The organism is Actinomadura macrotermitis, assembly GCF_009604375.1.
Taxonomy (GTDB): domain Bacteria; phylum Actinomycetota; class Actinomycetes; order Streptosporangiales; family Streptosporangiaceae; genus Spirillospora; species Spirillospora macrotermitis.
Map to the genome: position 1 here is coordinate 1,006,006 of NZ_WEGH01000001.1, position 14,140 is coordinate 1,020,145.

Below are 14,140 nucleotides of genomic sequence, written 5' to 3' on the forward strand. Positions count from 1 at the left end.
TGTTCGTGAGCCCCTATCCGCCGGCCCGGGACGGGATCGGGACCTACACCGAGACGCTGGGCGGCGCCCTGCGCGCGGCCGGGCACGAGGTGGCGGTCGTGGCGGCCCGCGCCGAGCCGGGCGCGCCGCCGGAGGTGCTCGGCGCCCTCGGGCCGGGCGGCGCCGGCCCGGCCCTGCGCGCGGCCGTGGCCGAGTTCAAGCCCGACGTGGTGCACGCCCAGTTCGCGGTGCCGGCCTTCGGCACGCGGACGCCCGCGCTGGCCCGCTGGCTCGGCGAGCTGGCGCGCGCCCCGGTCCCGGTCGTCACCACCCTGCACGAGGCGTCCCGCGACACCGCGCTGCTGCGCGGTCCCGGCCGGGCGCTCTACCGGCGCATCGCCGCGCACAGCGACCGGCTGGTGGTGCACACCAGGGGGGCGCTGGAGACGGTGACCGGGCCGCTCGGCGTGCCGGCCGGGCGCGTCCAGGTGATCCCCCACTTCAGCACCCCGCCGCCCGCCGCGGCCACGACCGCCGCCGAGCTGCGCGACCGGTTCGGCCTGGGCGCCGACCGGCTGCTGCTCGCCTTCGGTTTCGTGCACGTGGACAAGGGCCTGGACGATCTGGTGCGGGCGCTGTCGGTGCTGCGCCGCGACGACCCGGCGGTGCCGGCCGGCCTGCGGGTCGTAGTGGCCGGGACGGTGCGCCCGCGCAGCGGGCCGTTCAAGTACTTCGAGCTGCGCGACCGCGCGCATCTGGCCCGGGTGCGGCGGCTGGCGGCGCGCGGTGGCGTGGCGGACCGGCTGGCCTTCACCGGTTTCGTGCCGGACGGCGACATCGCCGCCTGGTTCGAGGCCGCCGAGGCCGTCGTGCTCCCGTACCGCAAGGCCGAGCAGAGCGGGGTGGCCAACCTCGCGCGGGCCTACGGGGTACCGGTGATCGCGACCACGGCGGGCGGGCTGGCCGAGCTCTTCGCGGGTTCGCCGTGGACGGCGCCGCCCCGATCGCCCGCCGAGCTGGCCGCCGTGATCAGGCGCTTCTTGGCTAAAAAGGGCGATATTTCAGCCTATTCTTGGTCAGTCGACGATCAGGGGACGGGACTCGACGAGGTCGCCGCCGCCACCGCGGACGTGTACCGGGCCGTCCACCGGCACGACCAGGAGAGGACGCCGGATGACCATTAGCCTCACCGTCGTCGTCTGCTCGCTGAACGGCTCCGGCCGGATCGGCCGCCCGCTGGAGGCGCTGGAGCGCCAGACCGCGCGGGCCGCGCTGGAGATCCTCGTCGTGGACGACGGCTCCACCGACGGCACCGGCGACGTGGCCCGGGCGCGTGGGCTGCGGGTCGTCGCCCATCCGCACAACAAGGGCCTGTCGGCCGCCCGCAACACCGGGATGCAGCATGCCTCGGCTCCCGTGGTCGCCTTCATCGACGACGACTGCGAACCCGCGCCGCGCTGGGCCGAACTGCTCCTGACCGGGTACGCCGGCGACGTGACCGGCGTCGGCGGACCGGTCGTCCCCATCACCGGCACCGGATTCATGTCGCGTTACGTGGAACGCAACAACCGGCACGAGCCGCTGGAGCTCGAGCTCACCACGAGCCAGGCACTGCCCTACCGCCTCTACCTGTACCTGCGCCGCCAGTGGACGACCCCGCCGCCGAAGCCCCGGCGCGACGTCTACTCCTTCACCGGCGGCAACATGTCGTTCCGCCGGGACGCGCTGCTGGAGGTCGGCGGGTTCGACGAGCGGTTCCGGTTCGGCTCCGAAGAGGAGGACCTGTCCCGGCGCCTGCGCCGTGCCGGCCGGACCCGGCTGGTGTTCGAGCCGGAGGCGTGGCTGTCGCACCGTTTCGAACCGACCCTCCGCAACGTGCTGCGCCGCAACATCGCCTACGGGAAGGGCAACGCCCTGCAGTACCGCAAGTGGCCCGGAGTGCGTCCGACGCTGTTCCCCTGGCCGGTGCTCACCGCCCTGCTCTTGGCGGCCTCGCCGTGGTTCTGGCCGTCGGCCGTTGCCGCGCTGCTGCTGCCGCAGGTGCTCTACCCGCGGGGCCTGAAGAACGTCTTCCGGCACGGCACCGTGGAGGCGCTGATCGATCCCTACCTGCAGCTCCTGCAGGAAACCTGCGAGAACGTGGGTTTCGTGCGCGGCGCCCTGGTCTTCCGCGGCATCGTCCCCGAACCGGCGCCCGCCGCGGTCGCGACGGCCCGGCAGAGCGACGGGGAGCCGGAGCCGACCGCGTGATCAACGTCCGCCCTTCGCTGGACGGCGCGCACCCCGGCGGGACGGGCCCGCCCGCGGCGCGGCACACCCCGGGCACCATCGAATGGCTGATCTTCCGGCGCGTGGTGTACTACGGCGCCGCCCTCGTCCTGATGACGGTGCTGTCGCTGCTGCGCGACCTCGTGGTGGCGCAGCTGGCGCTCGTCCCGCTGCTGCTGACGGTGCCCGGCCTGCTGCTGCTGAACGCGCTGCGCGTGCCCGGCACGGCGGTGGCCCTGTTCCCGCTGTACGTGCCGGCCTGCTCGCTGGTCGTGCTGATGGGATCGGGGCTGGCCGTCGATCTCATCGGCGGACAGCTCGGAGTGGAACACCCCCTGTACCCGGCGCCGATGCTCATCGGCCTGCAGGCGGTCTGCCTGATCCTCCTGCTGGCGGGGACGACGGCCCCGCTCAGCACCGCGATCCCCCGGCCGGCGCTGCCCTCGGCGCGCTGGCTGGCGCTGGCGATGCTCCTGCCGCTGCTGGCGGCGGCCGGCGCACTGCGGCTGAACCACGGCCACGGCCCGGTGCTGGCCGTGGCGGTGCTGGCCGCCTGCGGCGTGGTGGTCGCCTGGGCGGCGCTGGCCGCGGGGCGGCTGGACGTCACGCGCATCTCCCTGCTGCTGTTCGCGGTGTCGCTGGCGATGATGTGGGCCTACTCGCTGCGCAGCGACCTGGTGTACGGCTTCGACATCTCCACCGAGTACGCGGTCGCGACCCAGACCGTCCGGGCCGGGGTGTGGCAGATGCACCCCCATCCGGACGCCTACGGCGCGATGCTGAGCATCACCGTGCTGCCCGCGCAGCTGCACGCGCTGACCGGCATCGACATCGCGATGATCTTCAAACTGGCGTATCCGGCCACGTTCGCGATGTTCGTCGTGGGGATCTTCAACATCGCCGGGCGCTTCCTGCCGCCCCGCTGGGCCACGCTCACCGCCGCCTACGTCCTGGTGCAGGGGGGCGTCTCCCAGCAGCTTCCGGCGCTGGCCCGGCAGGAGATCGCGCTGCTGTTCTTCCTGGCGCTGTGCGCGGCCCTGCTGGAGATCAGCATGCCCCGGGTCCCGCGGCTGGTCCTGGTGGCCCTGTTCGGCCCGGCGCTGGTGGTGGCGCACTACTCTTCGGCCTACTTCGCGCTGATGATGCTGTTCGGGGCCGTCGTCATCCAGATCCTGCTCGGCCTGCTGCGCCGCACCGCCGCGATCCGCTGGACGGTCGCGATGGCGCTGGCCACCGGCGTGGCGAGCGCCGCGCTCTGGTACGGGCCGATCACCCAGTCGGCGTCCAACCTGGGCCAGCTGCGCACCGCGCTCAGCTCCGACGGCCTGCAACTGCTGCCGCACGACAAGGGCAAGGGGATCATCGCCGCGTACCTGTCCGGCGGCGAAGGCGCGACGATCTCCGCCGCCGAGTACGACAAGCAGGTCCGCGAGCTGTACGCCGGCCGCAAGTACGTCTCCCCGCCGCCGGGCGCCACCGACCCCCGCAACGCGCTGCGCGACCGGTCGCTGCCCAAGGAGGAGTCGCTGCTGCCGCCGGTCAGCGCGCTGCTCGACCTGGCGGTCCTGGTGTTCGCCCAGCTCGGCAACCTGCTGGCGCTGGTCGCGGCGACGCTGATGGCCTTCCAGCGCCGCTCCCCCGGGCTGACCCGCCAGGTCGGGCTGCTCGCGCTGCCCGCGCTCGGGGCGCTGGTGCTGTTCCGGCTGTCGGGCACCCTCGCCATCACCTACAACCAGGGCCGCGCGCAGATCCAGGCGCTCACCCTCGTCTCGGTCGCGCTGTTCTGGATGCTGCACCAGGTCGCGCCCCGGCTCGGCCGGGCCGCGCGCACGGTGCCGGCTCCCCGCCTGGACCTGCTGGTCTGGGGGGCCGTCGCCACGGCCGTACTGACGATCTTCCTGAAGACCAGCGGGCTGTCCACGCTCGCCCTCGGCGGCACCCCGGGCACCCAGCTCGCGGCGCGCGGAGAGGACTACGAGCGCTTCTACGAGCACGACGCCGAACTCGCCGCCGCCCACTGGCTCGGCCTGCGGATCGCGGGCACCGACGACATGGTCTACTCCGACCGCTACGGCCAGATCCGGCTGTACACCCAGATCGGCGCCGGCCGGCCGGGCATGATGACCGACCTCGCGCCCGCCGCCCTGAACCGGGAGGCGTGGATCTACGCGACCCGGGTCAACGTCGTGCAGGGCCGGGCCCGCTCCTCGGTGAACGGCTCCCTGGCCACCTATGCCTTCCCCGCCGCCTTCATCAGGGACAACTACGACCTGGTGTACACGAACGGAGCCTCCGAGGTGTACCACCGATGATCTCGATCGTCGTCATCAGCAAGGACGAGCCGGAGCTGGCCGCGACGCTCACCGGCGCCGCGGCGTCGGCGGCGGCCACCGGCGAGCCGTACGAGCTGGTCGTGGTGGACGCCTCCGACGGCCGCCTCGACCGCATCGCCGCCGCCCATCCGGCGGTGCGCTGGCTGCGCTTCGACCGCCCGGCGGGGGTGCGGGTGTCCATCCCGCACCAGCGCAACGCGGGGGTCCGGGCGGCGCGCGGCGACGTCATCGTGTTCACCGACGCCGGCTGCCGTCCGCTGGACGGCTGGCTGCGGGAGCTGCTGGAACCGCTGCGCAAGGACGGCGAGCGGATCGTGGCCGGGGTCGCGGTCGGGCCGGCCGGCCACGACGGCCTGTACGACCAGGGGGCGCTGCGCGCGGCCGCCTACCTGGACGAGTGCCCCACCATCAACCTGGCCTTCCGGCGTGAGGTCTTCGACGCCGTCGGCGGGTTCGACGAGTCCTTCGAGTACGGCTCGGACGTGGACTTCGCCTGGCGGGTCATCGCGGCGGGGCACCGCATCCGCAGCGCGCCGAAGGCCGTGGTCACCCATGACTGGGGCGACCGGCGGCGGCAGGCACGCCGTTCCTACGCCTACGGCAAGGCCCGCGCCCGCCTGTACCTCAAGCACCGCGACCGGCTGCCCCGGCTGCCGCGCACCGAGCCGATGGTGGTGGCCTACCCGCTGTACCTGCTGGGCCTGCCGGTCGCGCTCGCGGCGACGGCCGTCGCGTGGCCGTGGTCCGCGGCGGCGTTCCCCGCCTATCTGGCGCTGCTGGCGGTCCCGGCCTGGCGCAACCGGCGCAACGGTGCGCTCCGGGTGATCGTGGACCATCTGGTCTACGGCGCCGGCGTGCTCGCCGAGGTGGCCGGCCGGATCCGCCGATGAAGATCATCGCCATTCCCCGGGACGGCAACCCCTACCAGGAGCTGCTCTACGGGGAGCTGCGCAGGCGCGGGGCGCGGATCCGGTACGCCGGTGAACTCACGCCGTCGCACACCCTGAACCTGCTGCTGCTCCCGCTGGAGCTGCTGGCCTGGCGGCTGGCCGGGGCGCGCCTGGTGCACCTGCACTGGGTGTTCAAGTTCGGGCTGCCCGGCGGCGGCCCCGGCCGCCGGGCCGCGCAGCTGTGGTTCCGGATCGTGCTCGGCGTGCTCCGGCCGCTCGGGCTGCGGCTGGTGTGGACGGCGCACAACGTCCTGCCGCACTCGCGGGTGTTCGCCGACGACGCGGCGGCGCGGCGGCGCCTGGTGCGGGCCAGCGACCTGGTGATCGTGCACGCCCTGTCCGCGCTGGACGGGCTGGCCGCGCTCGGCGCGCATCCCCGCCGGGCCGAGGTCGTCCCGCATGGCCCCTTCCCCGCGCCGGAACTGCCGGCCCCGGCGGGCCGCGGCCGGTTCCTGTTCCTCGGCATGATCGCGGAGTACAAGGGGGTGGAGGACCTGCTGGCCGCCTTCGCGGCGCTGCCGGCCGGCCACGAGGCGACCCTCACCGTCGCGGGCTCCTGCCCCGACCCGGCGCTCGCGGCCCGGCTGAAGGAGCTGGCCGCGCCCGTCGCCGACCGGGTGACGCTGCGGCTGGAGCGGATCCCCGACGCGGAGCTGGCCGGCCTGTACGCGGACGCCGACGTGGTGGTCCTGCCGTTCCGGCAGATCACCACCAGCGGCAGCGCGCTGCTGGCCCTCGCACACGGGCGGCCGCTGCTCGTGCCCGACCTGCCGGGGCTGGCCGAGCTGCCGGAGGCGGCCGTGCGGCGCTACGACGGCGGCGTCCCCGCCCTCACCCGGGCGCTGGCCGAGCTGGCCGAGGCGGATACCGCGCGGCTGGAGGCGATGTCGCGGGCGGCGCTGGACCACGTGCGCGATCACGGCTGGGACCGGATCGGCGAGCAGACCCTGCGCCTTTTCGGGGAGGTGACCGCGCGGACGGCGCCCGCCGCGGGCCTCCTGCCCGCGCCGCTGCGGTCATGGCTGCAGCGGATCTCCAAGGACGCGCTCTACCGGGGCTCGCTGCTGCTGCTGGCCAACACGATGTCCCTGGCGGGACTCGGTTTCGTGTTCTGGGCGCTGGCCGCGCACAGCTACCCCCCGGCCGCCGTCGGCTGGCTGGCCGGCGTCACGGCCGGGGTGAACCTGCTGGCCACGGTCGCCTCCCTCGGCCTCGCCAACACCGTCATCCGGCATCTGCCGAAGGCGCAGGACCCGCGCTCCCTGGTCCGCGCGACGGTGGGGGCGGTCGCGGTGGTCGGCGGCTCCCTGGCGCTGGCGTGCCTGCTGCTCCTGACGCCCCTGCTGCCCGGCGGCGGCCCGGATCTCGGCGGCGATCTGCGCTCGGTGCTGCTGGTCATCCTGCTGGTGGTCAGCACCTCGGCGGGCGGCACCCTGGACGCCGGGCTCATCGCGCTGCGGGCCACCGGCGCGCTGTTCGCCAAGAACCTGGTGGGCGGTGTCATCAAGGTGGGGGCGCTGCTGGCGCTGATCCCGTTCGGGCTGCCGGGGCTGATCGTCGCCTACGGCAGCGGCGCCGTCCTCGCCGCCGCACTGGGCGGGGCGGCCCTGCTCCGGCGGCTGCCCCGCGTGCCCGGCGGGCCGGGCCCGGTCACGGTGCTGCGGCGGCACCTGTCGTTCTCCGGCGGCAGCTATCTCGGCACCGTCCTCGGCATCCTGCCCAGCACCGTCGTCCCCCTGCAGGTCCTGACGATCAGCGGCAGCCGGCAGACCGCGTGGTTCGCGGTCGCCTTCCAGATCGCCGGATTCCTCAACTTCATCCCGTCCACCGCGGCGCAGGTGACCTTCGCCGAGGCGCAGCGCGGGGCGCTGCGGCGGCAGTTGCTCAAGGCGGTCAAGGCGGTCTACGTGCTGCTGCTGCCGGCCGTGCTGGCCGCGGTCGTCGCGGCGCCGTACCTGCTGCGCATGTTCGGCGCCGAGTACGCGCGGTCGGCCACCGGCTGCCTGCGGCTGCTGGCCCTGGCCGCGCTCCTGACCGGCGGCACCTACCTGGTCGACGCGGCGCTGATCGCCCGGGACCGCACCGGGGCCTACATCTTCATGAACGGGGTGAACGCCGCCCTCGTGGTGACCTGCTGCGGCCTGCTGCTCCCGCACGGGCTGAACGCCGGGGCGCTCGGCTGGGTGATCGCGCAGGCGCTGTCGCTGCTGATCGGCCTCGTGGTGATCGCCACCAGCTTCGGCATGCGGCGCCGGCCGCCCGCCGATCAGGCGGCGGTGAGGACGGCGGCGCTGCCGTAGCCGCCGCCGAACCCGGTGCACAGGGCCACGCCCGCGCCCGGAACCTGGTTGGTGCCGGTCCCGCGCAATTGCCGGACGGCCTCGGCCACGTTGTTGAGGCCGTGCACGTACCCCTCCGACAGCAGCCCGCCGTGCGGGTTGACCGGCATCCGCCCGTTCCAGGCCATCTCCTGCGCGCGCAGGAAGACGCCGAGGTCGGCGCGCGGCACCAGGCCGAAGTCCTCCAACTGCCGCGGCACCAGCCAGCTGTAGGCGTCGTAGAGCAGGGCCACGTCGATGTCGGCCGGTCTCATCCCGGCGGCCTCGTAGAGCGGGCCCGCCACGTACGCCGAGAAGATCCGGGTGACGTCGCCGGCGCGGTCCATCGCGGACGCGCCCGGCCCGCCGCCGCGCACGACCGCGTGGATGCGCGGCGCGTCCGGCGCGCGGTCGGCGCGGGTGACGACGAGTGCGCAGGCCCCGTCGGTCTCCTGGCAGCAGTCCAGGCGGCGGAGCGGCGAGGCCACCATGGGGCTGTCCAGGTAGCCGGGCAGGTCGAGCCGTTCGCGCCGGAGCGCCCGGGGGTTGCGCAGGGCGTGCGAGCGGGACTGCCCGACGACGGCGTAGGTGTGCCGCTCGGTCAGGCCGGTGTCGTGCAGGTAGCGCTGCCCGGCGAGGGCGAACTGGTGCACCGGCCCCGCCATCCCGTACGGGTGGGTGAACTGCTCCTCGGTGCCCTCCCCCAGCTTCAGGCCGAGGGCGTTCATCCGCTTGCCGGAGCGGCCGTTCAGCGCCCGGTAGACGAGCACGTTCTCGGCGAGGCCCGCGTCCACGAGCATCGCGGCGTCGGCGAGGATCGAGGCGCTCTGCGTCCCGCCGCCGTAGATCTCGTTGTGCCAGCCGATCTCGGACAGCCCCAGCTCGCGCGCCAGGTACAGCACCGGCGCCGAGTCGTTCAGGTGGTAGGACAGGACCGCGTCGGGGCGTTCGATCCCGGCGTCGGCGAGGGCCGCCCGCGACGCCTCGGCGGCGAGGCTCAGCTCGCTGCGGCCCGACGCGCGCGACAGCGCGGTCATCCCGACCCCCGCGACCGCCGCCCTGCCCGAGAAACCCTGCCGGCCCACGCGCCCCCCTCGTCCGGTGCCGCCCGCCGGTGATGGGGCGCGATCCATCCCCGGCGGACGGCGTCTGGCCGGGCCGGGGGATCACCCGGCCGCGCAGCCGACGCTAACGCGAACCACCTCTATACACAAGCGCTTGCTCGGTATCAGTCGGCCAGCCTGATCAGGCGGCGCTCGGCGGCGACCGTCACCGCGGCGGTGCGGGTCTCCACGCCCAGCTTGGCGAACACGTGCACCAGGTGGGTCTTCACCGTCGCCTCGCTGATGAACAGCTCCTTCGCGATCGCCCGGTTCGACAGGCCGCGGGCCACCAGCTCCAGGATCTCGATCTCGCGCGGGCTGAGCGCCGGGGCGGGGTCGCGCACCCGGTTCAGCAGCCGGGTCGCCACCTCGGGCGACAGGGCGGTCTCGCCGCGCGCGGCCGTCCGCACGCCCCGGAACAGCTCCTCGGGCGGGCCGGCCTTCAGCAGGTACCCGGCCGCGCCGACGGCGACGGCGCGGGCGATGTCGGCGTCGGAGTCGTAGGTGGTCAGCACCAGCACGCGCGGCGGGTCGGGCAGGGCGAGGATGCGCCGGGTCGCCTCGACGCCGTCCATGCCGGGGCCGAGCCGCAGGTCCATCAGGACCAGGTCGGGCCGCAGCAGGCCCGCCTGCCGGACGGCCGCGGCGCCGTCGGCCGCCTCGCCGACCACCTCGATGCCCGGCTCGGCGCCGAGCAGCGCGCACAGCCCGGCGCGCACCACCGGGTGGTCGTCGGCGATCAGCACGCCGATGGGGTTCATGGGCCGCTCCTTGGGATCGTGGCCGCGACGACGGTGCCCTCGCCGGGCGCGCTCTCCACCACCAGCCTCCCGCCGGCCTCGGCGAGCCGGTCGCGCATGGCGCGCAGCCCGTAGCCGCGGCCGGCGCCGGGGCGCGGCGCGGCCGGGTCGAAGCCCGCGCCGTCGTCGGCGATGTCGAGCGTCACCGCGTCGTCCAGGTAGGACAGCGTGAGCACGACGCGGGCCGCGCCCGCGTGCTCGCGGGCGTTGGCGAGGGCGCCCTGCGCGACGCGCAGCAGCGCCTCCTCGGCGCGGGCGCCGGTCGGGTACTCGGCGCCGTCCACCCGCAGGTCCGCGCCGGCCCCTTCGGCGACGGCGCGCAGCGCCGCGGGCAGCGACCCGGCGGCCAGCCCCGGCGGGGCGAGGGCGCGCACGAACCGGCGCGCCTCCTCCAGGTTCTCCGCGGCGGTCCCGGCCGCCCGCCGGACGTGCCCGCGCGCCGCAGCCGGGTCGCTTCCCCACTCGCGGTCGGCGGCCTGCAGCAGCATGCCCATGCTGGTCAGCCCCTGCGCGAGGGTGTCGTGGATCTCCCGGGCGAGCCGCTCGCGCTCGGCCAGCACCCCGGCCTCGTGCTGCGCGGCGGCGAGCCCGTCCATCAGCCGCCGCAGCTCCAGGAAGATCACGGTGGTCATGCCGGCGACCGCGACCGGCGCGAGCACCAGGCTCGGGTCGATCCGGTCGGCCAGCCGCAGCTGCGCGACGACGTAGGTCGCGGTCAGCACGGTCACCAGCGCGATCGCGGCGCGGGTGCCGAGCAGCCGGAGGGCGATGAAGAACAGCGGGATCGCGCACCAGCCGAAGCTCGGCGCCATCAGCACCAGCGCGGCCCAGCAGGCGGTGACGGCCGCCAGCCACGCCGGGCGCCACCGGCCGAGCACGTCCCAGGCGACGATCCCCGCCGCGTAGCCGACGGCGAGGACGCCGCTCAGCACCAGCGGGACGGCGCTCTCGCGGCCGATCCCGTGCCGGACGACGAACCGCGACGCCGACGCGGCGAGCAGCAGGAAGAAACCCGCGTGCATCGCCTGGTAGATCCGCTGCTCGGCCGCCGTCATGCCCGTCCCTCCCCCTGGAATCACGCTACTTCAGCCTGGAGAAGGGGCCGGCCGGGGGCATCAACCGATCGGTTGATAGCAGGATCGTCCACCGCCCCGATGGCGGGCGGGCCTGGCGCGGCGAGGCTGGAACACGTCGAACCGACCCCTGACGAAGGACACACCATGACCCGCATCAAGACCATCGCCACCATGACCGCCGGCCTCGCCATCGTCGGCGGCGCCGTCGGCGTCTCGGCCGCCCAGGCCGCCGCGCCCGCCGCCGCCAAGGCCGCCCCCGGCCCGGCCGTCCAGCAGGTCCGGGTGCTCAGCGCCGACGCCGCCCTGCAGATCGCGACGGCCGGCCAGCAGGAGGCCGCCAAGCAGCACCAGCGGGTCGCGATCGCGATCGTGGACCGCTCCGGCGACCTGCGCATGGTGATCAAGGGCGACGGCGCGGGCCCGCAGACCGTCGAGTCGGCCAAGCGCAAGGCGTTCACCGCCGTCTCGTTCGGCCAGCCGACGTCCAAGCTGGCCGGGAACGCCACCGGCACCGGCCCGACCGTCAAGGACATCCCGGGCACGCTGTTCCTGGCCGGCGGCGTCCCGGTCGCCTCGGGCGGCTCCCCGATCGCCGGCATCGGCGTCGGCGGCGCGCCGCAGGGCTCGATCGACGAGGCCATCGCGCAGGCGGCCCTGAAGGCCGTCGCCGGCCGGCTCGGCTAGAGCTCGTACTGGATGGCGGCCCGCCGCGCCAGGAACGGCCTGATGTACTCGCCGACCACGGCGCGGTGGGCCGGGTGGTCCCGGTAGGTCTCGTAGGCGGCCTGGTCGGCGAACTCGCCGACGATCACGAAGTCGGCGTTGCCCTCGTCGATGCCGGCGTCGCCGCCGACGCTGTAGGACCGGATCTCGGGGATCAGGCCGGGCAGCTCGGCGAGCCGCGCCGCGGCCTCCTCCTGCTGGGACGTGGTCGTCCCCTCGGCCCACTCGATCAACACCACATGCCGGAAGCCGCTCATGACCCCAGCGTATCGGCCGCCTCGGCGGCGGCCAGCGCGCCCAGTTCCCAGCAGGCCGCCAGGTCGGCGCGGCCCGGCTCGCCGGTCACCACGACCGGCGGCCGGACGGCCCGCCACCGCAGCCCGGTGGTGATCGACTCCAGGGCGCGCAGGGCGCCGGTGGCGTCGTTGTTGCCGTGCAGGTAGGCCCCGAACGGCCGGCGGACGGTCGTTTCGAGGCAGGGGTAGTAGATCTGGTCGAAGAAGTGCTTGAGCGCGCCGGACAGGTAGCCGAGGTTCACCGGCGTGCCGAGCAGGTAGCCGTCGGCCTCCAGCACCTCGACCGGGGAGGCGGTGAGCGCCGGGCGGCACACCACCTCGACGCCCTGGACCTCGTCGGTGCCGGCGCCCGACCGCACGGCCTCGAACATGGCCTGTAGCGAGGGCGATGGGGTGTGGTGGACCAGCAGCAAGCGCCTCATCACCCGTAGGCTACAGGGGTGGCCGGATCCGGCCGGATCTTCGGCCGGGGGCGCCGCGGCGTCGTCGCATGGAGGAGTTCTGGCCGGCGGACCGACGCGCCGGCGACCGGATACGGCCGGGGTTAACGTGCTAAATGGGGAATTCGTTCCACAAGATCATGGTTGCCGCTCAGCGGAGGTGCTCTTCGTGGACGCAGCGAAACAGCACGGATCGGTCTGGCCCTTCACCTTCGTGACCGCGGCCGTGGCCTCACTGCTCGCGGTGCCGGCGCTCGGGGACGCGCCGGGCTGGCTGCGCGGCCTCGCGGAGCTGGTCACCGGCAGCCCGCTCGCCCCCGCGCACGCCGTCATGCTCGGCCTCGCCCTGGCGTTCGTGGCGCGCGGCGCCCGGCTGCGCCGCCGGGCCGCCTGGTACGGGCTGGTGGTCCTGGTCGTGATGGGCCTGCTCGCGGTCGCGGCGGGCGACGACGCGCTGTGGCGGCTGCCGCTGCTGGCGGCGGCGCTGCTGGCCCTGTGGATCCGCCGCGCCGCCTTCGACGTGCGCCCGCATCCCGAGCGGATCCGCACCGCGATCCGTACCGGCGCCGTCCTGGTGCTCTCCACCGCCGTGCTGTCGGTGCTGGTCGGCGGCATGTCGATCGAGTCGGTCGGCCCCGGCGTGGCGAGCGGCCTGAGCGGCGGGGGCGGCTCGATCGAGGGCGCGGCGTGGCTGCCGGGGGTCCTCGGGGTGATCGGCGTCGTCGGCCTGCTGGTGCTGGTGGTGACGCTGCTGGCGTCCGATCCCCCGCCGCCGCCGGGTGACGAGAACGAGCGGCGCCGGGTGGCCCGCCTGGTCGCGCACCCCGGTTCGGACACCCTCGCCCCGTTCGCGCTGCGCCGCGACAAGTCGTACGTGTTCAGCCCGGACGGGCGCGCCGCGATCGGCTACCGGGTGCTGTTCGGCATCGCGGCGGCGGGCGGCGACCCGGTCGGCGACCCCGGGTCCCACGCGGCCGCGATCAACGCGTTCCTGGAGCGCTGCCGCCGCGCGGGCTGGCGGCCCGCCGTGCTCGGCGCGAGCGCCGGGCTGCTGCCGGCCTGGGGCGGGCTCCGCTCGATCGGGTTCGGCGACGAGGTCGTGGTACGGCCCGGGGAGTTCTCACTGTCGGGACGGCAGATGCGCAACGTCCGCCAGGCGGTGCGGCGCACCTACAACGCGGGCGTCACCTCCGAGATCGTCGCCGAGCGGGACCTGACCGACGACCTGCGCGAGCGGCTGCTGGCGGTGGCCGCGAGCTCGCTCGGCGGCGCGGCCGAGCGCGGCTTCTCGATGAACCTGGACGAGCTGCTCACCGGCTACCACCCCGGCACGATCGTCGCGATCGCCTACGGCGCCGACGGCGCGCCGATCGCCTTCCAGCGGTACGTGATCGCCGGCGAGGGCGTCAGCCTGGACGCGATGCGCCGCTCCCCCGACGGCCCGAACGGCGTCAACGAGCGGCTGATCGTGGAGGTCGTGGAGTACGCGGCCGAGCACGGGCACGGCGTGGTGTCGCTGAACTTCGCCGCGTTCCGCGAGCTGCTGGACTCCGACGAGCGCGGCGTCCTGGAGAAGACCGGCTACCAGGCGCTGCACCTGCTGGACCCGTGGATCGCGGTGGAGTCGCTGTACCTGTTCGACAAGAAGTTCCGGCCCGGCTACCGGCCGCGCAGCGTGGTGTTCCGCTCCTGGGCCGACATCGTCCGGCTGGCGGCGGCGCTGCTCACGCTGGAGTTCGGCCGGACCCGGCCGCCGCACGCCGCCGGCGACCCGGTGGCCGAGCCCGCGGGGCATCTGGAACGCCCCTGATCCCGCCTTTCGCGAAGCGCCCCGATCCGCCGGACGGGGCGCTT

12 protein-coding genes are annotated in these 14,140 nt (G+C 74.8%); 7 read left to right on the plus strand and 5 right to left on the minus strand.

Annotated features, from left to right (window positions below; genetic code table 11):
- Positions 1 to 5: 5 nt before the first annotated feature.
- The 5 genes from ACRB68_RS04615 to ACRB68_RS04635 are packed head-to-tail and all read left to right on the plus strand — an operon-like array spanning position 6 to position 7,830.
- Complete coding sequence (locus ACRB68_RS04615; RefSeq protein WP_194293185.1) at positions 6 to 1,163, plus strand: glycosyltransferase; 1,158 nt, start codon at positions 6 to 8, stop codon at positions 1,161 to 1,163.
- Positions 1,153 to 2,229, plus strand: coding sequence for a glycosyltransferase family 2 protein (locus tag ACRB68_RS04620; RefSeq protein ID WP_153530961.1), 1,077 nt, complete (start codon positions 1,153 to 1,155; stop codon positions 2,227 to 2,229). Before ACRB68_RS04615 ends, ACRB68_RS04620 begins: the two co-directional genes overlap by 11 nt.
- Positions 2,226 to 4,559: a hypothetical protein gene (locus ACRB68_RS04625; RefSeq protein WP_153530962.1), complete on the plus strand. Its 2,334-nt coding sequence runs from the start codon at positions 2,226 to 2,228 to the stop codon at positions 4,557 to 4,559. The genes ACRB68_RS04620 and ACRB68_RS04625 overlap by 4 nt, the downstream gene beginning before the upstream one ends.
- Complete coding sequence (locus tag ACRB68_RS04630; RefSeq protein ID WP_153530963.1) at positions 4,556 to 5,470, plus strand: glycosyltransferase; 915 nt, start codon at positions 4,556 to 4,558, stop codon at positions 5,468 to 5,470. The genes ACRB68_RS04625 and ACRB68_RS04630 overlap by 4 nt, the downstream gene beginning before the upstream one ends.
- Positions 5,467 to 7,830, plus strand: coding sequence for a glycosyltransferase (locus ACRB68_RS04635; RefSeq protein WP_153530964.1), 2,364 nt, complete (start codon positions 5,467 to 5,469; stop codon positions 7,828 to 7,830). The genes ACRB68_RS04630 and ACRB68_RS04635 overlap by 4 nt, the downstream gene beginning before the upstream one ends.
- Here ACRB68_RS04635 and ACRB68_RS04640 read toward each other — a convergent pair.
- The 3 genes from ACRB68_RS04640 to ACRB68_RS04650 form a co-directional block, all read right to left on the minus strand.
- On the minus strand, positions 7,797 to 8,933 hold the full coding sequence (locus ACRB68_RS04640) for a thiolase C-terminal domain-containing protein (protein WP_328593752.1): 1,137 nt from the start codon (positions 8,931 to 8,933) through the stop codon (positions 7,797 to 7,799). The genes ACRB68_RS04635 and ACRB68_RS04640 overlap by 34 nt on opposite strands.
- Positions 8,934 to 9,076: 143 nt before the next feature.
- Positions 9,077 to 9,712 carry a response regulator gene (locus ACRB68_RS04645; RefSeq protein ID WP_153530966.1) on the minus strand — a complete coding sequence of 212 codons (636 nt, stop codon included), beginning with the start codon at positions 9,710 to 9,712 and terminating at the stop codon, positions 9,077 to 9,079.
- Positions 9,709 to 10,806 carry a sensor histidine kinase gene (locus tag ACRB68_RS04650; protein ID WP_153530967.1) on the minus strand — a complete coding sequence of 366 codons (1,098 nt, stop codon included), beginning with the start codon at positions 10,804 to 10,806 and terminating at the stop codon, positions 9,709 to 9,711. Before ACRB68_RS04650 ends, ACRB68_RS04645 begins: the two co-directional genes overlap by 4 nt.
- A gap of 165 nt (positions 10,807 to 10,971) precedes the next feature.
- On the opposite strand from ACRB68_RS04650, the gene ACRB68_RS04655 reads away from it, so the two are divergent.
- Positions 10,972 to 11,511: a GlcG/HbpS family heme-binding protein gene (locus ACRB68_RS04655; protein WP_153530968.1), complete on the plus strand. Its 540-nt coding sequence runs from the start codon at positions 10,972 to 10,974 to the stop codon at positions 11,509 to 11,511.
- On the opposite strand, the gene ACRB68_RS04660 is transcribed toward ACRB68_RS04655, so the two are convergent.
- Both ACRB68_RS04660 and ACRB68_RS04665 read right to left on the minus strand, forming a co-directional pair.
- Positions 11,508 to 11,807, minus strand: a complete 300-nt coding sequence (locus tag ACRB68_RS04660; protein WP_153530969.1) for a Dabb family protein — start codon at positions 11,805 to 11,807, stop codon at positions 11,508 to 11,510. The two genes, ACRB68_RS04655 and ACRB68_RS04660, sit on opposite strands and share 4 nt — an antisense overlap.
- Positions 11,804 to 12,268 carry a flavodoxin family protein gene (locus ACRB68_RS04665; RefSeq protein WP_153530970.1) on the minus strand — a complete coding sequence of 155 codons (465 nt, stop codon included), beginning with the start codon at positions 12,266 to 12,268 and terminating at the stop codon, positions 11,804 to 11,806. Before ACRB68_RS04665 ends, ACRB68_RS04660 begins: the two co-directional genes overlap by 4 nt.
- Before the next feature lie 187 nt (positions 12,269 to 12,455).
- On the opposite strand from ACRB68_RS04665, the gene ACRB68_RS04670 reads away from it, so the two are divergent.
- Positions 12,456 to 14,096, plus strand: coding sequence for a bifunctional lysylphosphatidylglycerol flippase/synthetase MprF (locus ACRB68_RS04670; protein ID WP_153530971.1), 1,641 nt, complete (start codon positions 12,456 to 12,458; stop codon positions 14,094 to 14,096).
- Positions 14,097 to 14,140 lie beyond the last annotated feature (44 nt).

Bases quoted from the DNA above. Each gene is read 5' to 3' on its own strand.
- ACRB68_RS04620 (WP_153530961.1), top strand. From the start codon at position 1,153: ATGACCATTAGCCTCACCGTCGTCGTCTGCTCGCTGAACGGCTCCGGC.
- ACRB68_RS04630 (WP_153530963.1), top strand. From the start codon at position 4,556: ATGATCTCGATCGTCGTCATCAGCAAGGACGAGCCGGAGCTGGCCGCG.
- ACRB68_RS04635 (WP_153530964.1), top strand. From the start codon at position 5,467: ATGAAGATCATCGCCATTCCCCGGGACGGCAACCCCTACCAGGAGCTG.
- ACRB68_RS04645 (WP_153530966.1), bottom strand. From the start codon at position 9,712: ATGAACCCCATCGGCGTGCTGATCGCCGACGACCACCCGGTGGTGCGC.
- ACRB68_RS04650 (WP_153530967.1), bottom strand. From the start codon at position 10,806: ATGACGGCGGCCGAGCAGCGGATCTACCAGGCGATGCACGCGGGTTTC.
- ACRB68_RS04655 (WP_153530968.1), top strand. From the start codon at position 10,972: ATGACCCGCATCAAGACCATCGCCACCATGACCGCCGGCCTCGCCATC.
- ACRB68_RS04660 (WP_153530969.1), bottom strand. From the start codon at position 11,807: ATGAGCGGCTTCCGGCATGTGGTGTTGATCGAGTGGGCCGAGGGGACG.
- ACRB68_RS04665 (WP_153530970.1), bottom strand. From the start codon at position 12,268: ATGAGGCGCTTGCTGCTGGTCCACCACACCCCATCGCCCTCGCTACAG.